The 23,391-nt window shown below is 47.3% G+C and carries 32 protein-coding genes and 1 rRNA gene; 2 read left to right on the top strand and 31 right to left on the bottom strand.

Translation table 11 applies throughout. The annotated features are described in order from the left end of the window. Positions 1-9: 9 nt before the first annotated feature. From map to FYJ66_RS07550, 30 genes are all read right to left on the bottom strand, one after another. Complete coding sequence (gene map, locus FYJ66_RS07695) at positions 10-756, bottom strand: type I methionyl aminopeptidase (protein ID WP_154572933.1); 747 nt, start codon at positions 754-756, stop codon at positions 10-12. An 11-nt stretch (positions 757-767) separates the two neighbouring features. Beyond that, positions 768-1,412: an adenylate kinase gene (locus tag FYJ66_RS07690; RefSeq protein WP_154572932.1), complete on the bottom strand. Its 645-nt coding sequence runs from the start codon at positions 1,410-1,412 to the stop codon at positions 768-770. Between the two features lie 54 nt (positions 1,413-1,466). Then, positions 1,467-2,747, bottom strand: a complete 1,281-nt coding sequence (gene secY, locus FYJ66_RS07685) for a preprotein translocase subunit SecY (RefSeq protein ID WP_235897394.1) — start codon at positions 2,745-2,747, stop codon at positions 1,467-1,469. Between the two features lies 1 nt (position 2,748). Further along, a complete protein-coding gene (rplO, locus tag FYJ66_RS07680; protein ID WP_154572931.1) occupies positions 2,749-3,189 on the bottom strand; it encodes a 50S ribosomal protein L15 in 441 nt (146 codons plus the stop codon). Between the two features lie 15 nt (positions 3,190-3,204). After that, positions 3,205-3,387, bottom strand: coding sequence for a 50S ribosomal protein L30 (gene rpmD / locus FYJ66_RS07675; protein ID WP_154572930.1), 183 nt, complete (start codon positions 3,385-3,387; stop codon positions 3,205-3,207). 12 nt (positions 3,388-3,399) lie between these two features. After that, positions 3,400-3,903: a 30S ribosomal protein S5 gene (gene rpsE / locus FYJ66_RS07670; protein ID WP_154572929.1), complete on the bottom strand. Its 504-nt coding sequence runs from the start codon at positions 3,901-3,903 to the stop codon at positions 3,400-3,402. Positions 3,904-3,915: 12 nt separating this feature from the next. Continuing rightward, positions 3,916-4,281, bottom strand: a complete 366-nt coding sequence (gene rplR, locus FYJ66_RS07665; RefSeq protein ID WP_154572928.1) for a 50S ribosomal protein L18 — start codon at positions 4,279-4,281, stop codon at positions 3,916-3,918. Between the two features lie 18 nt (positions 4,282-4,299). Continuing rightward, positions 4,300-4,845, bottom strand: a complete 546-nt coding sequence (rplF, locus tag FYJ66_RS07660) for a 50S ribosomal protein L6 (protein ID WP_154572927.1) — start codon at positions 4,843-4,845, stop codon at positions 4,300-4,302. A gap of 10 nt (positions 4,846-4,855) precedes the next feature. Further along, positions 4,856-5,254, bottom strand: a complete 399-nt coding sequence (gene rpsH / locus FYJ66_RS07655) for a 30S ribosomal protein S8 (RefSeq protein WP_154572926.1) — start codon at positions 5,252-5,254, stop codon at positions 4,856-4,858. Positions 5,255-5,324: 70 nt separating this feature from the next. Further along, positions 5,325-5,510, bottom strand: coding sequence for a type Z 30S ribosomal protein S14 (locus FYJ66_RS07650; RefSeq protein ID WP_154572925.1), 186 nt, complete (start codon positions 5,508-5,510; stop codon positions 5,325-5,327). An 8-nt stretch (positions 5,511-5,518) separates the two neighbouring features. Further along, entirely contained in the window at positions 5,519-6,061 is a 543-nt protein-coding gene (rplE, locus tag FYJ66_RS07645; RefSeq protein ID WP_154572924.1) for a 50S ribosomal protein L5, read from the bottom strand. A gap of 16 nt (positions 6,062-6,077) precedes the next feature. Then, positions 6,078-6,383: a 50S ribosomal protein L24 gene (gene rplX, locus FYJ66_RS07640; protein ID WP_154572923.1), complete on the bottom strand. Its 306-nt coding sequence runs from the start codon at positions 6,381-6,383 to the stop codon at positions 6,078-6,080. Between the two features lie 11 nt (positions 6,384-6,394). Further along, entirely contained in the window at positions 6,395-6,769 is a 375-nt protein-coding gene (gene rplN / locus FYJ66_RS07635) for a 50S ribosomal protein L14 (protein WP_270304287.1), read from the bottom strand. Positions 6,770-6,782: 13 nt separating this feature from the next. Beyond that, positions 6,783-7,037, bottom strand: coding sequence for a 30S ribosomal protein S17 (gene rpsQ, locus FYJ66_RS07630; RefSeq protein WP_154572922.1), 255 nt, complete (start codon positions 7,035-7,037; stop codon positions 6,783-6,785). Between the two features lie 18 nt (positions 7,038-7,055). Then, positions 7,056-7,259 carry a 50S ribosomal protein L29 gene (gene rpmC / locus FYJ66_RS07625; RefSeq protein ID WP_154572921.1) on the bottom strand — a complete coding sequence of 68 codons (204 nt, stop codon included), beginning with the start codon at positions 7,257-7,259 and terminating at the stop codon, positions 7,056-7,058. Continuing rightward, positions 7,259-7,693, bottom strand: coding sequence for a 50S ribosomal protein L16 (rplP, locus tag FYJ66_RS07620; protein WP_154572920.1), 435 nt, complete (start codon positions 7,691-7,693; stop codon positions 7,259-7,261). Before rplP ends, rpmC begins: the two co-directional genes overlap by 1 nt. Before the next feature lie 21 nt (positions 7,694-7,714). Then, complete coding sequence (gene rpsC, locus FYJ66_RS07615) at positions 7,715-8,584, bottom strand: 30S ribosomal protein S3 (protein WP_154572919.1); 870 nt, start codon at positions 8,582-8,584, stop codon at positions 7,715-7,717. Continuing rightward, complete coding sequence (gene rplV, locus FYJ66_RS07610; RefSeq protein ID WP_154572918.1) at positions 8,568-8,945, bottom strand: 50S ribosomal protein L22; 378 nt, start codon at positions 8,943-8,945, stop codon at positions 8,568-8,570. Before rplV ends, rpsC begins: the two co-directional genes overlap by 17 nt. Positions 8,946-8,970: 25 nt before the next feature. Next, on the bottom strand, positions 8,971-9,249 hold the full coding sequence (rpsS, locus tag FYJ66_RS07605; RefSeq protein ID WP_154572917.1) for a 30S ribosomal protein S19: 279 nt from the start codon (positions 9,247-9,249) through the stop codon (positions 8,971-8,973). Between the two features lie 14 nt (positions 9,250-9,263). Then, complete coding sequence (rplB, locus tag FYJ66_RS07600) at positions 9,264-10,097, bottom strand: 50S ribosomal protein L2 (RefSeq protein ID WP_154572916.1); 834 nt, start codon at positions 10,095-10,097, stop codon at positions 9,264-9,266. A gap of 20 nt (positions 10,098-10,117) precedes the next feature. Then, positions 10,118-10,408 (bottom strand): 50S ribosomal protein L23, encoded by a 291-nt coding sequence (gene rplW, locus FYJ66_RS07595; RefSeq protein WP_154572915.1) that lies wholly within the window; start codon positions 10,406-10,408, stop codon positions 10,118-10,120. After that, positions 10,408-11,031 carry a 50S ribosomal protein L4 gene (gene rplD, locus FYJ66_RS07590; RefSeq protein WP_154572914.1) on the bottom strand — a complete coding sequence of 208 codons (624 nt, stop codon included), beginning with the start codon at positions 11,029-11,031 and terminating at the stop codon, positions 10,408-10,410. The genes rplW and rplD overlap by 1 nt, the downstream gene beginning before the upstream one ends. 23 nt (positions 11,032-11,054) lie before the next feature. Continuing rightward, positions 11,055-11,690 (bottom strand): 50S ribosomal protein L3, encoded by a 636-nt coding sequence (gene rplC / locus FYJ66_RS07585; protein ID WP_154572913.1) that lies wholly within the window; start codon positions 11,688-11,690, stop codon positions 11,055-11,057. A gap of 74 nt (positions 11,691-11,764) precedes the next feature. Continuing rightward, a complete protein-coding gene (gene rpsJ / locus FYJ66_RS07580; RefSeq protein ID WP_154572912.1) occupies positions 11,765-12,076 on the bottom strand; it encodes a 30S ribosomal protein S10 in 312 nt (103 codons plus the stop codon). A gap of 1,553 nt (positions 12,077-13,629) precedes the next feature. Continuing rightward, a complete protein-coding gene (locus FYJ66_RS07575; RefSeq protein ID WP_338071191.1) occupies positions 13,630-15,156 on the bottom strand; it encodes a Mur ligase family protein in 1,527 nt (508 codons plus the stop codon). Positions 15,157-15,332: 176 nt separating this feature from the next. Further along, positions 15,333-15,800, bottom strand: a complete 468-nt coding sequence (locus FYJ66_RS07570) for a zinc ribbon domain-containing protein (RefSeq protein WP_206157032.1) — start codon at positions 15,798-15,800, stop codon at positions 15,333-15,335. Positions 15,801-15,836: 36 nt separating this feature from the next. Continuing rightward, positions 15,837-17,174 carry a metallopeptidase TldD-related protein gene (locus FYJ66_RS07565; protein WP_154572909.1) on the bottom strand — a complete coding sequence of 446 codons (1,338 nt, stop codon included), beginning with the start codon at positions 17,172-17,174 and terminating at the stop codon, positions 15,837-15,839. Positions 17,175-17,241: 67 nt separating this feature from the next. Further along, positions 17,242-18,675, bottom strand: coding sequence for a TldD/PmbA family protein (locus tag FYJ66_RS07560; protein WP_154572908.1), 1,434 nt, complete (start codon positions 18,673-18,675; stop codon positions 17,242-17,244). 63 nt (positions 18,676-18,738) lie between these two features. Continuing rightward, positions 18,739-19,272 carry a VanZ family protein gene (locus FYJ66_RS07555; RefSeq protein ID WP_154572907.1) on the bottom strand — a complete coding sequence of 178 codons (534 nt, stop codon included), beginning with the start codon at positions 19,270-19,272 and terminating at the stop codon, positions 18,739-18,741. Next, the gene (locus FYJ66_RS07550) at positions 19,256-20,668 is read right to left on the bottom strand and encodes a CCA tRNA nucleotidyltransferase (RefSeq protein ID WP_154572906.1); all 1,413 of its coding nucleotides are present in this window, start codon (positions 20,666-20,668) and stop codon (positions 19,256-19,258) included. Before FYJ66_RS07550 ends, FYJ66_RS07555 begins: the two co-directional genes overlap by 17 nt. 155 nt (positions 20,669-20,823) lie before the next feature. On the opposite strand from FYJ66_RS07550, the gene galE reads away from it, so the two are divergent. Both galE and FYJ66_RS07540 read left to right on the top strand, forming a co-directional pair. After that, the gene (gene galE, locus FYJ66_RS07545; RefSeq protein ID WP_154572905.1) at positions 20,824-21,831 is read left to right on the top strand and encodes a UDP-glucose 4-epimerase GalE; all 1,008 of its coding nucleotides are present in this window, start codon (positions 20,824-20,826) and stop codon (positions 21,829-21,831) included. A 278-nt stretch (positions 21,832-22,109) separates the two neighbouring features. Continuing rightward, a complete protein-coding gene (locus tag FYJ66_RS07540) occupies positions 22,110-22,577 on the top strand; it encodes a hypothetical protein (protein WP_154572904.1) in 468 nt (155 codons plus the stop codon). Between the two features lie 679 nt (positions 22,578-23,256). Here the strand turns inward: FYJ66_RS07540 and rrf are convergent. After that, a 5S ribosomal RNA gene (gene rrf / locus FYJ66_RS07535) occupies positions 23,257-23,373 on the bottom strand. Between the last annotated feature and the right edge of the window lie 18 nt (positions 23,374-23,391).

Below are 23,391 nucleotides of genomic sequence, written 5' to 3'. Positions count from 1 at the left end.
AGCCTCCTATTACAGTGTGAGCAGCTCCGGTTCGCCGTCGGTGATCACTACAGTATTCTCATAGTGAGCGGACAGCTTTCCGTCAGCAGTTACTACTGTCCATTCATTGGACAGCACCTTTGTGTCGTATGTTCCCTGAGCCAGCATTGGCTCTATAGCCAGAACCATGCCCTCTTTCAGGTGAGGTCCTGTATGAGGCTTGCCGTAGTTAGGCACCTGTGGATCCTCATGGAGATCTCTTCCGATTCCATGTCCAAGGTACTCTCTGATAACAGCCATTCCGTTTCTTTCGGAATACTCCTGAATTGCGTGACCTATGTCATGAAGCCTGAAGCCTTCCATTGCGTACTTTACGCCCTGGAAAAAACTTTCCTTCGTAACATCGATCAGCTTCTGAGCATCTGCAGTTATCTCTCCTACCGGATATGTCCGTGCAGCATCGCTGGCGTAGCCCCTGTAAGTGGCTCCCGTATCTACACTGACAATATCTCCTTCATTCAGCACCCTGTTCTTTGAGGGAATTCCGTGAACGATTTCATCATTCACAGATACGCAGGCTCCTGCCGGGAACCCGCCATATCCCTTGAAAGTAGGTGTCATCTTATAGTGAGCGATCTTATCTTCCACATAAGCGTTCACATCGTACGTGGTCATTCCCGGTTTGATGAGAGTCTCAAGATCTCTCAGGATTTCTCCTGTAACCTTTGCAGCATCTCTCATCAGATCGATTTCCCGCTTCGATTTGATAATGATCATATCACTGACTCCTATCCTATAGCTTTTACTATTTCTCCGAACAATGCTTCTGCATCCTGGTCTCCATTGAAGTCTCCCAGGACGCCGGCCTTCTTGTAGTAATCTACAAGTGGTGCTGTCTGCTCATCATAGGTCTTCAGTCTGCTTGCAACAGTGTCCGGGTTATCATCTGCTCTCTGGTAAAGTTCGCCGCCACATCTGTCGCATACTCCTTCTTTTGCAGGTGGAATATTGACGATATGATAGCTTGCTCCACAGTTCTTGCAGATTCTTCTTCCGCTGAGTCTGTCGATGATCTTCTCAGCAGGAACGTTCAGATTGATGACCAGATCAAGTTTCATGTTGTGGTTTTCAAGGAACTTATCAAGCATTTCTGCCTGAAAAATTGTTCTAGGGAATCCATCAAGCAGGAAACCTTCAGCACAGTCTTCTTCCAGCAGTCTGGATGTAACGATGTCACAGGTCAGTTCATCTGGAACCAGCTTGCCTGCATCGATGTAGCTCTTGGCTTTTACCCCCAGCTCTGTACCCTCTTTGATATTCCAACGGAAAATATCTCCTGTGGAGATGTGAGGAATCTGATATTTATCAACCAGCTTTGCCGCCTGTGTGCCCTTGCCGGCACCAGGAGGTCCAAGCAGTACTGCTCTTAACATGACTTACTCCTAATGATTTACATACCAAAGCATAATTCGTACTATTTAATTAATTTATTTGAGGAATCCCTGATAATTTCTCATCAGCATCTGATTCTCAAGCTGCTGTACAGTATCTAGAGCAACTCCTATGACGATCAGCAGTGAAGTACCACCAAAAGCTATATTGAATGGTGTAAACACACTTATGATCGTAGGAATAGTTGCTACTGCTGCAAGGAAAAGGCCTCCTGCAAAACACAGTCTGGACATGATCCTTGAAAGGTAGTCAACTGTAGCCTGGCCCGGTCTGATTCCCGGAACGAATCCGCCATTCTGCTTCATCTGATTTGCAACTTCAACTGGGTTGAAAGTTACAGCAGTGTAGAAGTAGGTGAAGAATATTGTCAGCACGATGTTCAGAATCGCATAGACCCATACTCCTGGATTACCCGATGGTGACAGATACTTTGTTACAAAGTCTGTAAATCCTGTGTTCGGGAAGAAGTATGTAATTGTCAGCGGAAACTGGAGCAGAGAGAGAGAGAAGATGATTGGAATTACTCCGGCCTGGTTAACCTTCATAGGAATATGGGTCGACTGGCCGCCGTACATCTTTCTTCCAACGACTCTCTTTGCATACTGCACCGGAATCTTTCTGACTCCCTGCTGCATTTCGATAACAACCATTGTGACAAGCACTGCTACAATGATCAGTACAACTATTGCAACTGCACTTACTGCTCCCTCAGATACCTGAGTAGCTATTCCTCTTACTGTGGATGGGATTCTTGCAACGATTCCGGCGAAGATGATAAGGGAAATTCCGTTACCAACGCCAAACTCGTTGATCTTCTCACCAAGCCACATCAGGAATGTTGTTCCTGCAGTGAGTACTGCAATGATTACGATCATTGTAAATGGACTCTGATCGACGATTGCCCTGCGGAAAAGTCCAATAGTCAGACCTGTGGCCTGGATCAGTCCCAGAACTACCGTCATGTATCTTGTTATCAGCGCCATTTTTTTACGGCCTTCGTTGCCCTCCTTTGCAAGCCTTTCGAAATAAGGAAAAGCTACGGTCAGAAGCTGGACAATAATCGAAGCTGTAACATATGGCGTAATGCTGAGTGCGAAAATGGTGAAGTTGCTGAACGCTCCGCCAGAGAACAGGTCGAACAGGTCAAGAAGACCTGTGTCGCCTGAGAACATCTGTGCTAAATACTCTCTGTTAATGCTTGGAACAGGTATGTTGGACCCGATTCTGTACACCACAAGCATCAGAAGAGTAAAAATCATCTTCTTCCTCAGCTCGTCAATGTGCCATGCTTTTGAGAAAGTCTTTAGCATCTCCATTCTAGAGTACCTCTGCCTTTCCGCCTGCAGCCTCAATCTTCTCTGCAGCGCTCTTGCTGAACTTAGCAGCCTTGACAGTCAGCTTCTTTTCCAGCTCACCGTTGCCAAGTACCTTTACTCCGTCATTCAGCTTCTTAACCAGACCGCACTCAACCAGTGCCTTCTGATCTACAACTGCGCCATCTTCGAATCTGTTCAGATCCTGAACATTGATCTCAGCATATACAGTAGCGAAATGATTTGTGAATCCTCTCTTAGGCAGTCTTCTGTAGAGAGGCATCTGGCCTCCCTCAAATCCCAGTCTTACACCGCCGCCGCTTCTGGAGTTCTGTCCGTTCATACCTCTGCCGCCGGTCTTACCCTGTCCGGTAGCTGTACCACGGCCTCTTCTCTTACGGTTCTTTGTAGAACCTTCAGCCTTCTTCAGTTCATGAAGTCTCATGATTTCTGCACCTCCTTACAGTTCTTCAACGTTCAGAAGATGGGAAACCTTGGCGATGGCACCTCTTGTTGCCGGTGTGTCACCCAGCTCTACAGACTGGTGCAGCTTCTTCAGTCCAAGGGCTTCTACAGTCTTCTTCTGCTTAGGAGGAGCACCGATAACACTCTTTACCAGTGTGATCTTTAATGTCTTTGCCATTGTACGATCCTCCTATCCTAAAATTTCCTCTGGTGTCTTGCCACGACGCTTAGCAACTTCCTCAACTGTTGTGAGGTTCTTAAGTCCTTCGATTGTGGCCAGCGCCATATTACCAGTGTTATTTGATCCCAGGGACTTTGCACGAACGTCCTTAAGTCCTGCAGACTCCAGTACTGTACGTACAGAAGATCCGGCAATTACACCAGTACCTTTTGCTGCAGGCATGATCAGAACCTTGCCTGCTCCGAAAATTCCTACAACTTCGTGTGGAACTGTTGTTCCAACTGTAGGAACGAAAATCAGCTTCTTCTTGGCATCCTCAGTAGCTTTTCTTACTGCCTCAGGGATTTCCTGAGCCTTTCCAAGACCAATACCAACGTGTCCTTCTCCGTCTCCAACAACTACAGTAACAGAGAATCTCATGTTACGTCCGCCCTTTACGGTCTTGGCTACACGTCTGATGTTTACGATGGTCTCAGTGAGTTCAAGCTTGGATGCATCTATTCTGCTACGCATTCCATATCCTCCCTAGAATTCTAATCCTGCTTCACGAGCGCCGTCAGCCAGTTCCTTAACTCTGCCATGATAGAGATATCCGCCTCTGTCAAAAGCTACCTGCTTGATACCCTTTGCCAGTGCTCTCTCTCCTACAGCCTTGCCAACTTTTGCTGCAGCCTCTTTGTTTCCGCCGTTAGCGATCTCAGCCTTAAGCTCCTTGTCCAGGGAAGATGCTGATACCAGTGTAACACCGTTAACATCGTCGATGATCTGAGCTGAAATGTTGCTGTTAGATCTGAACACACACAGTCTTGGCTTCTCAGGAGTTCCGAAAACGTCTTTTCTTACTCTGGCATGCCTCTTCAGGCGTCTGTCATTTCTGCTTAATGTTGCCATTTTTCAACTCCTCCTTTCTTAAGCGGATGCACCGCTCTTGCCTTCCTTCTTGTGGATAACTTCACCATCGTACATAACGCCCTTGCCCTTGTAAGGTTCTGGCTTTCTCCATGCTCTGATTACAGCTGCATAGTTTCCTACCTCAGCCTTGTCAGCGCCCTTTACGATGATTGTATTGGCATCAGGAGTCTCAGTTGTAATTCCTTCTGGATCTTCCATCTCGATAGGATGAGAATAACCCAGCTTCAGAACAAGCTTGCTACCCTGCTTGCTTGCTGTGTATCCTACTCCGTTGATCAGCAGCTTCTTCTCGAAGCCCTTCTCAACACCCTCGATCATGTTGTTGATCAGTGTTCTTGCCAGACCATGCTGGGATCTCATAACCCTTCCATCGTCCGGTCTTGATACTGTCAGTACTCCATCTTCGATTGTGATCTTCAGGTTGCTGTCAACGCTGTGTGTCAGCTCTCCCTTAGGTCCCTTTACTGTTACGTTGTTGTTCTCATCAACTGTGATCTCAACGCCGGCAGGGATCTGGATCGGTTTAATACCTATTCTTGACATATCTTACCTCCTACCAAACGTAACAAATAACTTCTCCGCCTACTCCCAGCTTCCTTGCTTCCTTGTCAGTAATAACACCGTTGGAAGTTGAGATAATAGCGATTCCAAGACCTCCCAGTACCTTTGGTACCTCGTTGGCCTTTGCATATACTCTCAGGCCAGGCTTGGAGATCTTCTTGATTCCATAAATTGTCTTCTCTTTGCCAGGACCGTACTTCAGGTCAATCTTGATTGTTCCCTGAGCGTTGTCCTGTACCACCTGATAGTCATTGATGAATCCCTCATTCTTGAGGATCTCAGCAATTGACTTTTTCATGTTGGATGCAGGAATGTCTACGGTCTTGTGACCTGCTGTGTTTGCATTCCTGATTCTGGTCAGCATATCCGCAATTGGATCTGTCATTGCCATAACAGTATTTTCTCCTTTCCTCGCGCGGTTCCCGTCAGGCTGAACCCTTCGGGCCTTCGCAAACTAAAGCTTACCAGCTTGCTTTCTTTACACCAGGAATTTCGCCCTTGTAAGCAAGCTCTCTGAAGCAAATACGGCAAACGCCGTACTTCTTCAGGACGGAATGAGGTCTTCCGCAAACCCTACACCTTGTATAAGCTCTTGTCTTATACTTAGGCTTTCTCTGCTGCTTGATTTTGAGTGAAGTCTTAGCCATGTCTCCTCCTATTTCTCAAACGGCATTCCCAGCATTTCCAGAAGAGCCTTAGCTTCTTCGTCTGTCTTTGCCGTTGTCGTGAATACGATGTTCATTCCCTTAATGGTCTCTACATCATCATATACGATCTCAGGGAAGATGAGCTGCTCTCTGATTCCCATAGAGTAGTTTCCTCTTCCGTCGAAGGAATTCCTGCTTACACCCTTGAAGTCTCTAACTCTTGGAAGAGAAAGGTTGAACAGCTTGTCAGCGAAAGCATACATCTTGTCGCCTCTCAGTGTAACCTTTGCTCCTACAGGCATTCCCTGTCTTACCTTAAAGTTAGCGATAGACTTTCTTGCCTTTGTAACTACCGGTCTCTGTCCTGCGATAAGAGAAATCTCCTTAACGGCGCTGTCCAGGATCTTGGAGTTGTCCTTAGCCTCGCCCAGTCCCATGTTGATGGTGATCTTCTCAAGCTTTGGGATCTCCATTACATTCTTGTACTGGAACTTCTCATTCAGGGCTGTACGGACTTCGTTGTTATACTTGTCTCTCAGTCTGATTTCCAATTTCGCTCCTCCTTTCCTAGTCTATTACAGCACCCGTCTTCTTGGATACTCTTACCTTCTTGCCGTCTACAATCTTGTAGCCGATTCTTGTTGCTGTCTTTGCTTCCTTGTCATAGAACATAACGTTGGAAACATCGATAGGTCCCTCTACGTGCTTAATCTCAGCAGGAGAGTTCTGTGTAGCCTTGGCATGCTTTGTCTGCATGTTTACGCCCTCAACTACTACTTTGTTTTTCTTAGGAATGGATCTCAGGACAGTTCCGGTCTTACCCTTATCCTTTCCGGAGATTACCACTACTGTGTCATCTTTCTTGATTTTCATCGTCACACCCCCTACAGTACTTCCGGTGCAAGAGATACGATCTTCATGAAGCCCGCATCTCTAAGCTCTCTGGCAACAGGTCCGAAAATACGTGTTCCGACCGGGTTCTTGTCGGTTCTGTCTTTGATGATAACTGCAGCATTCTGATCGAACTTAACGTAGCTTCCGTCATCTCTTCTGGCGCCACTCTTGGTTCTAACAACGACTGCCTTTACAACGTCGCCTTTCTTAACAACTCCACCTGGTGTTGCATCCTTTACAGAGCAAACGATTACATCACCGATATTTGCATACTTGCGTCCTGTACCACCCAGGATACGGATGCAGAGCAGTTCCTTAGCTCCGGAGTTGTCGGCAACCTTCAATCTTGTTTCTGTCTGAATCACGATTGTCGCCTCCTTATTTAGCCTTTTCTACGATCTCGACAACTCTCCATCTCTTGTCTCTGGAAAGTGGTCTGGTCTCCATAATTCTTACCTTATCGCCTACGCCACACTGGTTCAGCTCGTCATGAGCCTTGAACTTTCTGGTTCTCTTGACACCCTTACCGTAAAGAGAATGTCTTACGAATTCCTGAGTAGCGACAACGACTGTCTTATCCATCTTATCGCTGGAAACGATACCTACTCTTGTCTTTCTTCTGTTTCTTTCCATCGTACATCCTCCTTTCCGTTAAGCTTCTGGCTGCTCGAGCTCTTTTTCTCTGATGATGGTCTTGACTCTTGCGATGTCTCTCTTGACCTCTCTCATCTTGACAGGGTTCTCAAGCTGTCCGGTAACGTGCTGAAATCTCAGGTTGAAAAGCTCCTGCTTCATTCTCTGGAGCTCTGCTTCTCTCTCCTGGTCAGTCATCTTTCTTATCTTGTTTAATTCCATTACTCGTCACCACCCTTTGTCGCTTCCTGTCCTTTGACAACGAACTTGCACCTGATAGGCAGCTTGTGAGAAGCAAGTCTCAGGGCCTCCTTGGCCTGTGCCTCTGTTACTCCATCGATCTCGAACATAACTCTGCCCGGCTTAACAACTGCTACCCAGTACTCTGGAGCACCTTTTCCGGATCCCATGCGGACTTCTGCAGGTTTCTTCGTGATAGGCTTGTGTGGGAAGATCTTGATGTAAACCTTTCCGCCTCTCTTGATGGATCTTGTCATTGCGATTCTGGCAGCCTCGATCTGCTTGGAATCAATCCATGCAGGCTCCTCGGCAACCAGTCCATATTTGCCGTATGTAACGGTATTGCCCTTTGTAGCAACACCCTTCATTCTGCCTCTGTGAACTCTTCTACGTTTAACGCGCTTAGGCATCAACATGGCAAGTCACACTCCTTTCTACTATTCTTCAGTTACCTCAGCAGGAGTATTCTCAACCTCTGCCTGTACTGGAGCCTCAACCTTTGGCTGCTTTCTGACTCTAGTGGTTGCAGGCTTGATCTCAGGCCTTGCATCTCTTCTGTCGTTTCTCCTGCGGTCACGACCCTCGAAGTTTCTCTTGCTTCTTCTGTCGTTCTTCCTGTTCTTTCTATCCCTTCTGTCATTTCTTGATGTTTCAGGAATAGCTTCCTTCAGGCCCTTGTCCAGGATTTCTCCATGGTTGATCCATACCTTTACACCGATCTTGCCGTATGTTGTATCTGCCTCGGCAAAACCGTAGTCAATGTCAGCTCTCAGTGTGTGAAGCGGAACATTGCCCTCGCTGTACTTTTCTTTACGGGCAATCTCAGCTCCGCCAAGTCTTCCGGAGCACTCGATCTTGATTCCCTTTGCGCCAGCCTTCATAGCTCTTCCAATAGGCTGCTTCATTGCTCTTCTGAAAGAAGTTCTTCTCTCAAGAGACTGAGCAACGCTCTCTGCTGTCAGCTGAGCATCAAGGTCGTAGCGTCTTACTTCCTCAATGTTGATGTCTATCTTCTTGTCGGTAATCTTTGCAAGGCCCTTCTTCAGCTTCTCAATTCCGCTTCCATCGCTTCCGATGATCATTCCAGGTCTTGCTGCCAGAACATTGATTCTTACTCTGTCGGCGCTGTTTCTCTCAATTACGATGCTGGAGATTCCTGCACCATAGAGTTCCTTCTTGACATGCTTTCTAATCTGATTGTCTTCAGCCAGATAGTTGGCGAAATCAGCCTTATCGGCATACCACTTGGAGTTCCAGTCTTTATTTACGCCGACTCTCAAACCGTGTGGATTAACTTTCTGCCCCATTAGACTGACCTCCTTCTGTCTCAGCAGCTTCCTTCTCTCTCAGAGTTACGCCGATGTGGCTGCTTCTCTTGAGGATCATTGATGCTCTTCCCTGAGCACCAGCTCTGTAACGTTTCATTGTAGGACCCTGGTTTGCGTAAATCTCTGCAATGTACAGATTATCCGGATCCATATCGTGATTGTTCTCAGCATTTGCTGCTGCGGACATAACAACTTTCTCTACAAGCTCAGATCCCTTTCCAGGTGTGAACTTCAGAATAGTCAGTGCTTCGTTCAAGTCCTTTCCTCTTACCAGGTCAGTAACAGGCTTGAGCTTGCTTGGAGACATTCTGACATACTTGGCAACTGCCTTTGCTTCCATCTTATATTCTCCTTTCTGTTACTGTTTATTTTCCCTTGGTAGCCTTGTCACCGGCGTGACCCTTGAAGGTTCTTGTCGGAGCAAACTCGCCCAGCTTATGTCCTACCATGTCCTCAGTGATGTATACCGGAACATGCTTGCGGCCATCGTGTACTGCGATGGTGTGTCCAACCATCTGTGGGAAAATTGTAGATGGTCTGGACCATGTCTTGATGACTTTCTTTTCGTTAGCTTCGTTCATCTCCTCGATTCTCTTCAAGAGCTTCAGATCGACGAACGGGCCTTTCTTAAGCGATCTTCCCATTATATGCTCCTTCCTTACTTAGCCTTTCTGCTTCTGACAATGTACTTGCTGGAAGCCTTGTGCTTGTTGCGGGTCTTGTAGCCAAGAGCAGGCTTACCCCAAGGGGTAACTGGGCTCTTACGGCCGACTGGTGCTCTACCTTCACCACCGCCGTGTGGGTGATCGTTAGGGTTCATTACAGATCCTCTAACAGTAGGTCTCCAGCCCATGTGTCTCTTTCTTCCTGCCTTACCGATCTGGATGTTGGAATGCTCGATGTTGCCAACTTCTCCAATGGTAGCTCTGCAGTTGATTCTGACCATTCTTACCTCGCCGGAAGGGAGTCTAACCTGAGCATAATCTCCTTCCTTAGCCATGAGCTGAGCAGCATTTCCGGCAGATCTTACCAACTGTGCGCCCTTGCCAGGCTTGAGCTCAATATTGTGGATCATTGTACCAACAGGAATGTTGGCGATTGGAAGTGCGTTACCAGGCTTGATATCTGAATCAGGTCCGGATACGATCACATCACCAACCTTGAGCTGGTTAGGAGCAATAATGTATCTCTTCTCACCATCAGCGTAAACCACCAGAGCAATGTTTGCAGATCTGTTTGGATCGTACTCGATGGTCTTTACTGTTGCAGGAATGTTGTCCTTGTTTCTCTTGAAGTCGATGATTCTGTACTTAGGTCTTGTGCCGCCGCCTCTGTGTCTGACGGTGATCTTACCTCTTACATTTCTTCCAGCGTGCTTCTTGAGAGTAACTGTAAGAGACTTTTCAGGCTTTGAAGCTGTGATCTCCTCAAATGTGGAGACTGTCATTCCTCTCAGACCCGGAGTGGTTGGATTGTATTTCTTGATTCCCATTTCTTACATTCCCTCCTATATTACAGACCCTGGAAGATCTCGATCTCCTTGCTGTCAGGAGTAAGGGTTACGATTGCTTTCTTATAATCTGCAGTCTTTCCTACTGATCTTCCAAGTCTCTTGGTCTTTCCGTTAACGTTCATGATGTTTACCTTGGCAACATCTACGTCGAAAATCTCTTCGATCGCATGCTTTACTTCAGTCTTGTTGGCTCTAGGGTCAACCTTGAATGCATATTTCCTCTCAGCAGCCAGGTCCATGCTGGACTCGGTGATGATCGGTCTGATCACTACATCGTAAGCTGTCTTCATTATGCGTATACCTCCTGGATCTTCTCGGCTGCTGCCTTAGTCAGTACAAGGCTGTAATGATTGAGAATCTCATATACGTTCATTGTACTTACAAGAGCAGTCCTTACGCCCTGGATGTTGGATGCGGACTTAACAACGTTCTCGTCCTTTACATCCATAACAATGAGAGCCTTCTTGTCAGCCTTGATGTTCTTCAGGACATTGACCATCTCCTTGGTCTTAGGCTCATCGAACTTCAGCTCGTCAACTACGATCAGCTCATTGTCGGATACCTTTGCGGAGAGTGCTGACTTAAGAGCCAGTCTCTTCAGCTTCTTAGGAACGCTGTATCTGTAATCTCTAGGCTTTGGTGCAAATACGATACCTCCGCCGATCTGTGAAGGATCTGTAGTGCTTCCCTGTCTGTGACGTCCTGTACCCTTCTGTCTGAAAGGCTTACGTCCGCCTCCTCTGACTTCGCTTCTTGTCTTGGCAGATTGGGTTCCCTGTCTCTGGTTTGCCAAGTAATTCTTAACTGTGGCCTGAACGGCATACTCATTTGGCTCGATTCCGAACACTTCATCGTTCAGTGTGATCTCGCCAACAGACTCGCCGGCCATGTTCAGTACTTTTACTGTTGCCATTTGCTTTCCTCCTTTCTGCCTGACTACTTATCCTGGCCTTTAACGGCATATCTGATCTTCAGCAGTCCGCCTTTCTTTCCAGGAACAGCGCCCTTTACGAGCATGAGATTCCTGTCGGCGATAACCTTGACCAGAACCAGGTTCTGAACAGTAACTGTGTCTCTGCCCATTCTTCCCGGACCGTCATTGCCCTTGAATACTCTTGAAGGATATGTACCGGCAGCCAGACCACCTGCAAGTCTCTTGTGCTTGGAGCCGTGGCCCATAGGTCCTCTTCTGTGGCCGTGTCTCTTGATGTTACCCTGAGTTCCTTTACCCTTGGTGATACCTGTTACATCGATCTTGGAACCTTCCTCGAAGTCTGCAACTGAGATCTCCTGGCCAACCTCGTATGTTTCACCCTCTTCGATTCTGAACTCAGCCAGATGCTTCTTGGTGGATACGCCGGACTTCTCAAAATGTCCTGTGAGAGGCTTATTAACTCTCTGAGCCTTCTGCTCTTCATATCCTACCTGGACAGCATCGTATCCGTCAGTCTCAGCTGTCTTGATCTGAGTTACATACTCAGGACCAGCTTCGATAACTGTTACAGGAACTACTGCGCCCTCTTCGGTGAAAATCTGGGTCATGCCGATTTTCTTTCCCAACAGTGTTTTCATGTTAACCTCCTACTTTCTTACAGCGGATCGCTCTGGTTTGGCATCTGCCCTCTCATGCGATCTTTCTAATCAGCTTAGAGCTTGATCTCTATATCGACTCCCGCAGGCATATCGAGCTTTGTAAGAGCATCGGTAGTCTTTGTGGAAGCGTTAGTGATATCAATCAGACGCTTGTGAGTTCTCTGCTCGAACTGCTCTCTGCTGTCCTTGTACTTGTGGACAGCCCTGATGATGGTTACGACTTCCTTCTCTGTTGGCAGAGGAATAGGGCCGCTAACATCAGCGCCTGTTCTCTTGGCTGTCTCAACGATCTTTGCAGCGGACTTGTCCAGCAGTGCGTGATCGTAAGCCTTGAGTCTGATTCTGATCTTCTGTAATTCGCTCATTAGTGTTACCTCCTGTGTTTGTACGGTTTTCGCTATGCTTGTACAGGACCTCGTTTCCTGAATTCTGCAATCTTGTAAAGTATTCTGCGCATTTCGAAGACTATGCATCCGACTCTCAAGAGCTTCGTACACGTTTTCGTGCGTTTCCTCAATTGAGACGCAGAACAAAGAAAGCGAACCCCTTCGCCCTCATCTGGTGAGGACAATTCTCCACGGAAATTATCTGTTAGCCCAGTAACTTCCCGCTTCATCGCCTTAAACAAGCTTTTTAAGTATACAGTAGCAGTAATTTAAACGCAATACTTTTTTTAATATTTTTCAGGTATTTTTCCTTGTTTTCATGTTTTTATTCTCAGTCATTCCAAGGGTTTCCTCCGGGACGCATCATACACCGTCCCTTGCGTATCTTCATTGTAGCTTTTTCTTGAAAAAAATGCACGCACTCCTTGAAATTCAACGAATTCCCCAGTCGCGTCACCAGGCGGACATTTTTTTGAAGAATCCGTCTCAATTAAAATTTTCACTATTTTGTATGGAACCTACATGTTGTCCCCGGCAGCCTTGATAAAAATACACAAAAATACACAAATCGTGCGTGACGCACGATATTTCTGTGGTATAATGCAGTCAACAAAAAGAGAATAACTTCTCGAAAGCGATAAGTGCTAAAGACTGATCACTAAGGAGGCGAGTCCAATGACACATTAACACCTCAGGAACCATCAAGGCAGACCGGCAGAATCGAAGTTGACACAGAATATCAGTTCCTTTCGTATCCGGGAGACTGTGGAATGCATGTTCCTGACCATCAGCGATTCGGGTTCTGATGTGAGGCAAAACATCAGAAGGCGCGGATGTTGAGAGCGTACAGCGTAAAGCGTGCGACAGGGATGACGGAAATGCATAGAGGGGCTGCAGAGAACTGCAGAATCTGTTCCAGGTTTTTTCGGAACGAGCAGCTAAAACTGAGGACGAAGAAGGTTCCGGGATGATAGTTCTGATTCAGCGATTCTGAGTAATGTTAAATCAATCTACTGGCAATGAAGATATTTAGAGTTTGCCGCCTTTACGGGGGAAAGGGCAGACAGGGCAACAATCAGTTGCAGGATCTGAGGTCGGTAAGAATCTGGAGGCTCAGGCCGCGGTCTACGGGTGGATAACAGACGAGGTTACCACAACTTAATACGGACAGGTTATATCTCAAGAATATCGATAGTATGTTTACATGAGGATGCCGAAAGGCGAAAGTGTAACGTATGAGGATGAATGATCTGCTGACAGGAGAGCAGACATGGTTCATCCAGAAAGATACTTCAGAAAGATTCATCATATCCGACCGAAAGCGTAGGCGGTTTGGTGGATAGTAGAAAGAAGAGAATATGGAACCAGTTAATTAGAAGGCGGTACATCCAAAGATTGGAAGTGCCGCCTTAGTCGTATTGTTATTTCTTTTTTTATTGGGCTGCAGACCTCATCAGGGCATATCGAAAGCATTTTGACCTTGCTTTCCGGCTTTCTATCTATGCCCCGTGAACTGCAATGTCGCCAGCTGTTCAGCTGTGCTTTTCATCGTATTCACTGATGAACTGTCCGGCGTAGTCCACATCTGATTTGCAGGTGATGTAGTTGCTCCCTATTTTCATAGTGGTTTCTCTGCCCTTTGCCAGGATCAGCACAATTACGCTGTCTCCCTCCCGGTCTGGTGTGAAAATTGCTTTTCTGATGCCCTCTCCTCTGTCATCAACTATTTCCAGAGGACAGTTCTGGGCTCTGACGTACCTGGCAATTTCTTCAGAAATATCAACAGGTGATTCGAAACCCGGATCATCAGGCACCAGGTATATCATATCTGAATGAGCACCGGCAATTGTTCCCAGATCTCTTCTCCGGTTCTGGGCCTTGTCCCCGGGACAGCCGAAAACAGATATTACTTTTCTGTTTTCCTGGTTTTCTTTTTCAATTGTTTTGAACAGGGTTCTGAAGCTCAAGGCGTTGTGGGCATAGTCTACGATTGCAACTACCTTGCGGTCCTTGCTTGCGAACATCTCCATCCGCCCGTCTGCCCTGGCCTTGAGAAGTCCTGCTTTTACACATTCCTCTGGAATTCCGTAGATTCCGGCGGCCGTAACTGCTGCCATGGCGTTTTCCACATTGAAGAGTCCCGGCATTCCGATTTCGAACTCTCCATTGATGTTCTTTCCTTTTACTTTGAAAATGTAGCCTCTGCCCTCTCTTTTAATGTCATAGCCGTAGTAATCCGCTTCCGGATTCTTGATGCTGAATGTGGTTATATCATGGGAGGCACTGGCAGCTTTAATGGCATCTTCCGCCTTGTCGCAGTCCAGGTTTACAACGGCGTGGTCAGTCATTGCAAACATTTTCATCTTGGAATTGAAGTAGTCTTCAAAGTCTTTGTGTTCCACGCTGCTGATGTGGTCCTCGGAGATATTCAGGAAAACTCCTACATTGAACCGCATGTTGTCCACACGGTGATACTTTAAGGCCTGGCTTGAAACTTCCATTTCCATCCAGGTTATTCCGTTGTTCTTTGCAGCGAGGATGTGCCTGTGCAGCTCAACTGCTTCCGGCGTTGTAAGATGGGACTCTTCCATTTTTCCGCCGTCGTAGTTGCTGATGGACGAGAGGAGAGCGCTTTTCCTGCCTCCTGTTTTTTTCATGTACTCATCCACAATGGACTTCATGAAGTAGGTGCTGGTGGATTTTCCCTTGGTTCCGCCAAAGGCGGTTATTTTAAGGTCTTTCCAGGCATTGCATGTGTATTTCTCCGCAAGGACAGGCATTGCCTTCCGGATGTCGCTGACAATCAGGGCAGGAACAGGAACCTCATATTCTTTTTCTGAAACATATGCCACTGCTCCGGATCTTACAGAGTCCCGCAGAAAATCTTCCCTGAAGCCTGCTCCTTTGCATATAAACAGGGTTCCATCAGTTACTTCCCGGGAATCATATGTGAGAAAACTGATTTCCGCATTTTCCCTGCACTGGTCAAAGCCGCAGGTTTTAACCAGCAAGTTCTTTTCCTTTAATGCTTTTTCGTAATCCAGAATCGAAAAATTCACCACATCACTCTCCAAATGCTACGTAGGCATCATAAAAATACATTTTCGTCTATGATATTACCATAAAAATAGCCGGAGATGTATTTTATCCGGCTATTTATATATTCTTAAGGATTTTTACGGGAAATAGACAGTCTTTCCCTGGCGGAAGTTGGTCCTGACAGCATCTGAAACCCTTACTGTGGCAGCTCAGCGCCGCACTCGAAGCAGTACTGCTGTCCAGGCTCTACCTGCACGCCGCACTCAGGGCAGTATTTTACTTTTGACTCGTCCACTGCATCTACCACAGATATTTTCACACCATCTGCCAGCTTTCCAGAGATTTTCCCTGCGTACTGGGCGATTTTGTGGTTCTGGCTGCTGAATCGCACAGATTTTCCATGGCTTCTGGCTGCGGCCATAACTTTTCTGTAGTCTTCCTCGTCGCTGAAGATGAGCATGAAAACCTCTCCATCTTCCTTCAGGAAGGTGAGATTTTTCACTTTGTCGCAGAAAAGGGCCACATAAACTGCGGAAAGGCTTATGGCTCCTTTGTTCAGGGGTTTTCCGTCTTTTCCTGCAACTACCAGTGTCTGTCCTGCAAACAGAACAGTTTCTGCAACCTGGGCTTCCTTGTCTATTATCAGATGTGCTGGGCTTTTCAATTCTATTCTGCTGTTATTGTTCATGGCTGACAGTTGTTACTTACCTATTCCTGTTACTGTAATATTATGAATCATGGTTACCTCTGGTATCAGTGCAGTTCCAAATCGCTTCTCCTCACTTGAAACTGCCAGTCCTTCCATAAGCTGAGGCAGACTGCCGGATACAGATCCTCCTGAAACAATATCTGTCTGTCCCTGGTGATGCCAGTAGCCCAGTCTGATCTCCCCTGCTATGTCTCCGGTAAGAGGGTCAACTTCAAAGCTGGAGAATTCAACTACCTCAAGGTAGTCTTCCTCCCTCAGCTCCTCTGAGGTTCTGGTTCCCCCTTCAACCTGATAATTGTAGACTTCAGATCCGTCTTCTATACCCAGGTAGCTGCAGTACTGGCGACTTCCCCAGTACCGTCTCGGAACATTTTTCTCAAGAAGAACCCTCTCCTTCACTTTTCCTCCTTCACCGTCGAAAAGGTGATTCTCAGGGGAGCCTTCAAGATTTTTCATCTGTCTGATTGTGAGAGGCTGAATGAAGGTACCTTCCTTGTCTATGGATCTGCCTATCTCCCAGGTGCTCAGGTTCCTGTAGACGTTGGCCGCGTTCATCTGTGACAGGAAGTACTCATAAACCCGGCAAGCGTCTTCTGTTGACAGAAGAAGAGTGGCTTTTCCCAGCTCCGGCGTAGGCTCTGCCTTAAGCCGGTCTTTTCCAAACTCCAGCAGCTGGCCCACATATTCTTTCAGCTCTTCTGCGCTGCAGCTTCCGAAGGAAGGCAGTCTGTACAATTCGATTTCCCTGTTTTCGTCCCGGGCATTTACTACCAGCTCCATTGTGGCGCCAGGGTATGTCTCTTCAAGGTCAAGGCCCAAAGAGTTCATATACTTCCTGGATACTTTGCGGGCGAAAATCTCATAGGAATTCATGTATTCTGTGCTGGTTTCCGGCAGATCGTTCATGGCTTCAATCAGTGTGCCTGCCAGTTCCTTAACGCTGATTTGATTTTCGGCAGCCCCGGATTCTCCAGATATTCCATCTTTTCCCTTTTCGTCACTGTATTCTGCCTGATCCTCTGGTCCATGAAGCTTGTACTGAGGATTCACTGCATAGGCCGCCTCTTCCAGAAGGCCTGCAATGTTTTCTTTTATTTCTTTGGGAAAAGAGCCTTGAGGAATTTCCATGGAGGCGCTTCCCAGCATTCCCTCTCCCATGTCTCTATATACTGTCACTTCAGTGTGACGGGTCCTGACGGCTCTGTTCTGATCAAGGCGGTGCTTTATGAAGTAAAACTCCCATTGGTCTGTTGTAGTATCGGAAATCTCCCAGGTACTGACCTTCAGCTCCTTCAGGGCGGATTGGATGTTTTCAATAATATCAGACATTTTCTGTCATCTCCTGTACTGTTTTTTCCAGCGGATTATTTTTGCATTGGCCTGATGACCGGGATCTCTATCCCAGTCTTGCTCTAGCCTTCAGATAAGGGCCGCCGTCTGCCACCTTCACCCATTCTTTGTGACCTTTTCCGCAGCCTCCGTTTCCTTCAATTATCCGGTCCGGGGACGCCATCGTAACTGACTTAAGGAGCTCAGGCACAAAGCCGGTAAGCACCACTGGAGCGATCATTTTTCCCGTAAGCTTACCGTTACGTATTTCGTATCCTCTGGATACAATGCACTGAATGCCCCAATGCTTAGGATCCTCCATGCCGCTGTCCATTCCTTTCAGAAGGTATCCGCAATCTATTGATTTGATCATGTCCTCCAGGCTGTCCCTTCCTGAATCGAACACAGTGTTGGTCATTCTTGTGTATGCTTTATGGGCGAAATTCTGACGCTTGCCGTTGCCTGTAGGCTCTGTCCCAAGGCGCTTCGCTGCAAGGGCATCACAGATGCCGGCTTTCAGAATCCCCTTGTCTATTTCCGTAACATCCCCTGCCAGTGTTCCCTCATCGTCAAAGGCAAAAGCCGTTACGCTTTCATCACAGAGGGCTCCTTCATGCATGGTCACCTTGTCCGAACCCACTCTCTGGCCCATGTGATCAGCGGCAATGGCCCGGTGTTTTACAAACATGTCCATCTCAACTCCGTGTCCGAAGGCCTCGTGGGCAATAAGGCCGGTTACATCAGGGGCAGTTATGATGTCATAGGTTCCTGCCGGCGCAGGTTCTGCATCCAGCATGGCCACAGCAGTAGCGGCTGCATCAGATACTTTTTCCAGGAGATCTTTGAACATCTCAGGCCCCCTGCATCCTGACACCACTTCGTACGCCATGCGGTTCATGCCGTCTCTGGCAGCAACTACAGCAGCCATGGCTTCTGAATAAACGTAGCTCTGGCGCAGAAAACGGTTTGGTGTAATAAACATTTTGGAAATATGAGTAGACTGGGCCCGCACCATGGATTCCACAATTTCGCCGGAAGTCTCAAGGCCCTTCTGGGAAATCTGCTGAAGGATTTCCATCAGCTCACCAGTGTCTGCCTTTTCCGGAAGGATCTCCGTTTCTTTCTCAACAAAAAGCTCCTTCTTTTCATCGGAAAGAACCCCGGTTTCATATACACTGGTGCCGGTGATTTTCAGCAGCTCTATCTGGCTGTCCAGTTCTGCTGTAATCCTTTCTGCCAGTGCCGGGATGTTATCCGGATCAAACTCGTTAAAAGAAAACTCGCTGTAAAGTCCGTCTTTTGCCACCCTGATCACGTTTCCCCTCTCTGTGGTCATGGTGTGATGGCTCACCTTCTTGCCTGTCCTGGTGCAGAGGAGGGTCAGCCCCGGGGAATCTGTGGAAAGCAGGCTTACATAATCGTATTTACGGCTGAGAATCTGAACCAGGTTCTTCATGGGCTCAGCTATGCTGTCAAGATATTCAGAAAACTTTGCTTTCATGGTGAATACTCTTTCCTTTCATGGAAAAAATTTTTTCTTTCTATCGTAAGGTTACGGGGTGTATTATAGCACTTTACGGCTGTGATACAACATTATAAGCACTCCCAGGAGGGCTCCGGCTGAATCTATGCACACATCTCTTAAAGAACAGGCTCTTCCCGGAACAAAGTACTGGTGCAATTCATCTGTTCCAGCATAAAGTGTACATATAATCCAGGAAACTAAGGCAACTGTACTGTGTGTTTTGCCTGAAACCTTCCTGCTACGGGAAGTCAGATCAGAAGCCGTACCCCCGGGTTGAACCGTTTTTTCTTTTTTGCCTGATCCGCCTCCGAGGGACTGGATGATCAGTTTGTCCCTGACCGTAACTGTCATGGCCAGCCCCAGCACCATGTACTCTGTAAAATGGGCGGTTTTCCTGACATAGAAGCCCAGAATCCACGGGTCCACATGGATCCACCGGGCTGCAATCAGCACGAAAAAATTGCTTTCCTTGGAAGATATTTCCCCCGGCATTGCAGAATTTACGAAAATAAACGCCATGATGGCGATGGTTATTATTAAGTGAATTGTATGTTTTTTATTGTTTTTCAGCATTAGTTTTTTTCCTTAAAGTCCTGGCAAAACCCAGGGTCTGCTTCAAGGCCTCATCCTTCTCAATTCCTGCCAGCCGCAGCTTGTGGGCGTGTTCCAGAATTTTTCCGAAGTCTTCCCCCGGCTCCAGTCCTTTATCTATCAAATCCCGGCCCGTTATCCAGGGTCTGTCCATAATCTCACGGTAGATTTCCAGACGCTCCTGAAGGAAGTCCAGATCACCGCTGAAAGGAGTGTTTCCAGCCATTACCGGCTTGTCCGCCATGGCCATCCAGATCAGGTCCTCCGGTGCAGGTACCGAATCAAACATCCTGTTTGTGGTTTTCACAGAAGATCTGGAAAAAGCCGTTACGTTTGGCTTCATGTGGGCGGGCACCATTTTTGTAACATATTGCTTTATTTTTTTCTCTCCTACAATTCGATCCAGAAAATCCCTGATCAGTGGCAAGCCTTCAACTTCGTGTCTGTAGGCGTGGATCCGGCCTTTCACAACCTCCGTAGTAAGGATTTTCCCAAAATCATGGGTGAGGCACAGCAGCATAAACCCGAAGGGCTCCTCCACCCGGTCCCTGTAGGCCACTGCCCGGTCCAGCACCTCCATTGTGTGGTTCCACACATCTCCCTCCGGATGGAACACCGGATCCTGCGGAAGGCCCATGAGCTGGCTGAGTTCAGGGAACCAGGTTTCCAGCTGGTTCATTTTCCGCAGTTCCTGGAAAAAAACGGAAGGCTTTTTCCCTCTGACCAGGGCCTTCCGGAGCTCGTCCTCCACACGCTGGGGGCTGAGGGACCGGAGAGCTACTGTGGTGCAGAGTTCTGAGGTTTCAGGCGCAATGGTGAAATCGAACCGGGCTGCAAACTGGGCTGCTCGCAGTACTCTCAGGGGATCCTCTGGAAAACTTCTGTCATCCACATGCCTGATAACACCGGCATTCAGGTCTTCCCTTCCTCCATAAAAATCCAGTATTTCTCCGGTGAGCACGTCCATCATCATGGCGTTAATAGTGAAATCCCTTCTTCTGCAGGATTTTTCCACTGGCAGAAAAGGGTCTACTTCCACTTCCAGTTCCCGGTGGCCGGCTCCTGTCTGCCTGTCCTTCCGAGGCAGTGCAATGTCCACATTGTATCCGGCAATGGAAAAAATCCCGAAGCTCTTTCCGAATTCAAGAACATCACCGATCTCACCGATAATGGATTTCAGCTTCTCCGGCTCTATTCCATGTATTTCTATGTCCACGTCGTTTATTGCTGAATTCCCTGAAGAATTTCCGGATGTTTCAGTATTCACAGGGTTCATCAGCTGATCTCTCACGAAGCCTCCTACATAATAAGCTCTGCCTCCGGCAGCCGAAACCCTCTTTGCAATCTGGAAAACAATTTTTTCCTGGTCTTTTTCCATTAAACTAACCTCATAATTCCACGGCCCCTGAAAATGGCAGGACCCTCTTAAATGTAGTATAATACTATAGTTTATTTGGAATTTGTAGGGTCACGGCCCTTATCCGCCGGACTCTATGATATCACGAACCCGATGAAACCCATAAAGGAGATCCTATGTCTATTTTGTTAACAGGCGGGGCCGGATATATCGGCTCTCATACGGCAGTTGAACTTCTGAATTCAGGATACGACGTTGTTATCGCTGACAATTTGTACAACAGCGAGCTTTCCGTTATTGACCGCATTGAGGAAATCACAGGCAAAAGGCCCCTTTTCTACAATGTGGACGTGGCCAACGGTCAGGAGCTGAGCAGAGTTTTCCGGGAAAACTCCATTGACACGGTCATCCACTTCGCCGGCTACAAGGCTGTAGGTGAATCCGTTAAAAAACCTCTGATGTATTACAGAAACAACCTGGATACAACCCTCACCCTTCTGGAGGTAATGAAGGCAAACAGCTGTCACAACATTATTTTCAGCTCTTCTGCAACTGTTTACGGTGACGCCAACAAGGCACCTTTTACAGAGGACATGCCTACAGGCATGGGAATCAGCAATCCTTACGGATGGACAAAATACATGATTGAACAGATCCTGATGGACATGGCAAAAGCAGACCCGGATATGTCGGTGGTTCTGCTCCGCTATTTCAACCCTATCGGCGCCCATGAAAGCGGACTCATTGGAGAGAAGCCTAACGGAATTCCAAACAATCTCATGCCATACATCACTCAGACCGCAGCAGGCATCCGTGAAAAGCTCACCATCTTCGGCGACGATTACCCAACTCCAGACGGCTCCTGCGTAAGAGACTTTATCCACGTGGTGGACCTGGCAAAAGGCCATGTGGCAGCTTGCAAGTACGGCTCTTCCCTGAAGGGATGCGACGTGTTCAACCTGGGCACCGGCCGTGGATTCAGCGTTTTCGAGCTGGTAAACGCCTTTGAAAAAGCCAACGACCTTACCCTTCCTCATGTTGTAGGTCCAAGAAGAGCAGGCGACCTGGCAGAGGTCTATGCCGATGCATCAAAGGCCCAGAAAATCCTGGGCTGGAAGGCCGAAAAAACCATTGAGGACATGTGCAGAGACTCCTGGAACTGGGAAAAACACAACATGGAATAAGTGGCAAATCCACAGGCGGGGCCGGCTCGCGAGGCCCGCTCGTGGGGCCCGCGAAACTCAACTTGATGGGGAGCGACTGGTGGGCCGGCTCGCGGGGCCCGGAAAACTCAACTTGATTGGGAGCGACTGGCGGGGCCCGGGAAAAATCAACTCGATTTGGAGCGACTGGCGGAAAATATATCAGGCTGGCAGAATTACTGCCGGCCTTTGTATTTGGATGGTTGTGATAAGGTGGATTTTAGAGGAGCTTCCATGATATAGGAATTTATTCGTGTATCATGGAAGGTTACCTCGCAGAATTCCATGGTATAACAATTCCTTTGTATGTCATGGAAGGGTTTCTTGCGGAATTCCATGGTATGGAAATTTCTTTGTATATCATGGAAGGGTTTCTTGAGATATTCCATGATATGGAAGTTTATGCGTATATCATGGAAGGGTTTCTCGCGGAATTCCATGGTATGGAAATTTCTTTGTATATCATGGAAAAATTCTTTGCAGGCTTCCATGATATAGGAACTTTTCTGTATACCATGGAAAATCTTTTTGCAGACTTCCATGGGATGGAACGATTTCCATATATCATGGAGAATTTCTTCATCTCCTGCCTGCGAAAGAATGCTCCAGCAGTACTGCTCAAGTATTTGAAAGATAGAACTGCTCCTTGTTACAGTCTTGAGCAGTTCTATCAGCAGATATGCCACTTTCTACTGCTCAGATGCCCCTGTTCGAGCAGTAGTGATTAAGCAATCTCCTGTTTCTACTGCTCAGATGCCCCTGTTCGAACAGTAGTGATTAAGAATTCTCTCGTTTCTACTGCTCCTTGTTACTGTCTCGAGCAGTTCTATAGGCAAATTTGCCACTTTCTACTGCTCGCGGAGATCTTATCGTGCAGTACTCTTTCCACCTTTTCACTTCACTACTGCTCAGACGCCTCTCTTCGAGCAGTAGTGATTAAGCATTCTCTCATTACTACTGCTCCTTGTTACTGTCTCGAGCAGTTCTATCAGCACATATGCCACTTTCTACTGCTCGTGTAATAAGAATCGAGCAGTACTCCTTCGCCTTTTTCACTTCACTACTGCTCCTGATTATAGTCCCGAGCAGTACTCTTTCCACCTTTTCACTTCACTACTGCTCCGACGCCTCTCTTCGAGCAGTAGTGATTAAGAATTCTCTCGTTTCTACTGCTCCTGATTACAGTCCCTAGCAGTTCTATAGGCAAATTTGCCAATTTCTACTGCTCGTAAAGTATAAATCGAGCAGTACTTCTTTCATTATTTCCCTTCACTACTGCTCATACGCCCCTGTTCGAGCAGTAGTGATTAAGCATTCTCCTGTTTCTACTGCTCCTGATTACATTCCCGAGCAGTTCTATCAGCACATATAACAAAAGAGACACTCTTTCGAGTGTCCCTTCTTCCTAACTGGCAACGTCCTAATTTCCCGGGCAGCTTCCCGCCAAGTATCATCAGCGCTGAAGAGCTTAACTTCTGTGTTCGGGATGGGAACAGGTGTATCCTCTTCGCTATTGTCACCAGATATGAGCAGTAAGAATAT

The sequence above is a fragment of the Allobaileyella intestinalis genome (assembly GCF_009695865.1).
In the GTDB taxonomy this organism is placed as follows: Bacteria; Bacillota; Clostridia; order Peptostreptococcales; family Anaerovoracaceae; genus Allobaileyella; species Allobaileyella intestinalis.
This window is presented reverse-complemented; position numbering and strand designations above follow the sequence as displayed.

Bases quoted from the DNA above. Each gene is read 5' to 3' on its own strand.
- secY (WP_235897394.1), bottom strand. From the start codon at position 2,747: ATGGAGATGCTAAAGACTTTCTCAAAAGCATGGCACATTGACGAGCTG.
- FYJ66_RS07560 (WP_154572908.1), bottom strand. From the start codon at position 18,675: ATGAAAGCAAAGTTTTCTGAATATCTTGACAGCATAGCTGAGCCCATG.
- rplR (WP_154572928.1), bottom strand. From the start codon at position 4,281: ATGGCAACATTAAGCAGAAATGACAGACGCCTGAAGAGGCATGCCAGA.
- FYJ66_RS07650 (WP_154572925.1), bottom strand. From the start codon at position 5,510: ATGGCTAAGACTTCACTCAAAATCAAGCAGCAGAGAAAGCCTAAGTAT.
- rpsJ (WP_154572912.1), bottom strand. From the start codon at position 12,076: ATGAGCGAATTACAGAAGATCAGAATCAGACTCAAGGCTTACGATCAC.
- rpsS (WP_154572917.1), bottom strand. From the start codon at position 9,249: ATGGGAAGATCGCTTAAGAAAGGCCCGTTCGTCGATCTGAAGCTCTTG.
- rpsC (WP_154572919.1), bottom strand. From the start codon at position 8,584: ATGGGGCAGAAAGTTAATCCACACGGTTTGAGAGTCGGCGTAAATAAA.
- FYJ66_RS07550 (WP_154572906.1), bottom strand. From the start codon at position 20,668: ATGGAAAAAGACCAGGAAAAAATTGTTTTCCAGATTGCAAAGAGGGTT.
- FYJ66_RS07555 (WP_154572907.1), bottom strand. From the start codon at position 19,272: ATGCTGAAAAACAATAAAAAACATACAATTCACTTAATAATAACCATC.
- rplW (WP_154572915.1), bottom strand. From the start codon at position 10,408: ATGAAGACAGCTTACGATGTAGTGATCAGACCGATCATCACCGAGTCC.
- map (WP_154572933.1), bottom strand. From the start codon at position 756: ATGATCATTATCAAATCGAAGCGGGAAATCGATCTGATGAGAGATGCT.
- FYJ66_RS07565 (WP_154572909.1), bottom strand. From the start codon at position 17,174: ATGTCTGATATTATTGAAAACATCCAATCCGCCCTGAAGGAGCTGAAG.
- FYJ66_RS07690 (WP_154572932.1), bottom strand. From the start codon at position 1,412: ATGTTAAGAGCAGTACTGCTTGGACCTCCTGGTGCCGGCAAGGGCACA.
- rplX (WP_154572923.1), bottom strand. From the start codon at position 6,383: ATGAAAATCAAGAAAGATGACACAGTAGTGGTAATCTCCGGAAAGGAT.
- rplB (WP_154572916.1), bottom strand. From the start codon at position 10,097: ATGGGAATCAAGAAATACAATCCAACCACTCCGGGTCTGAGAGGAATG.
- rpmC (WP_154572921.1), bottom strand. From the start codon at position 7,259: ATGGAATTAAACAAGATAAGAAAGATGACTGACCAGGAGAGAGAAGCA.
- FYJ66_RS07540 (WP_154572904.1), top strand. From the start codon at position 22,110: ATGGAAGGTTACCTCGCAGAATTCCATGGTATAACAATTCCTTTGTAT.
- rplO (WP_154572931.1), bottom strand. From the start codon at position 3,189: ATGAGACTTCATGAACTGAAGAAGGCTGAAGGTTCTACAAAGAACCGT.
- rpsH (WP_154572926.1), bottom strand. From the start codon at position 5,254: ATGGCAATGACAGATCCAATTGCGGATATGCTGACCAGAATCAGGAAT.
- rplF (WP_154572927.1), bottom strand. From the start codon at position 4,845: ATGTCAAGAATAGGTATTAAACCGATCCAGATCCCTGCCGGCGTTGAG.
- rplC (WP_154572913.1), bottom strand. From the start codon at position 11,690: ATGAAAACACTGTTGGGAAAGAAAATCGGCATGACCCAGATTTTCACC.
- galE (WP_154572905.1), top strand. From the start codon at position 20,824: ATGTCTATTTTGTTAACAGGCGGGGCCGGATATATCGGCTCTCATACG.
- rpsQ (WP_154572922.1), bottom strand. From the start codon at position 7,037: ATGGAAAGAAACAGAAGAAAGACAAGAGTAGGTATCGTTTCCAGCGAT.
- rpsE (WP_154572929.1), bottom strand. From the start codon at position 3,903: ATGCGTAGCAGAATAGATGCATCCAAGCTTGAACTCACTGAGACCATC.
- rplP (WP_154572920.1), bottom strand. From the start codon at position 7,693: ATGTTGATGCCTAAGCGCGTTAAACGTAGAAGAGTTCACAGAGGCAGA.
- rplV (WP_154572918.1), bottom strand. From the start codon at position 8,945: ATGGAAGCAAAGGCAGTTGCCAAGTATGTCAGAATGTCTCCAAGCAAG.
- rpmD (WP_154572930.1), bottom strand. From the start codon at position 3,387: ATGGCAAAGACATTAAAGATCACACTGGTAAAGAGTGTTATCGGTGCT.
- rplD (WP_154572914.1), bottom strand. From the start codon at position 11,031: ATGGCAACAGTAAAAGTACTGAACATGGCCGGCGAGTCTGTTGGCGAG.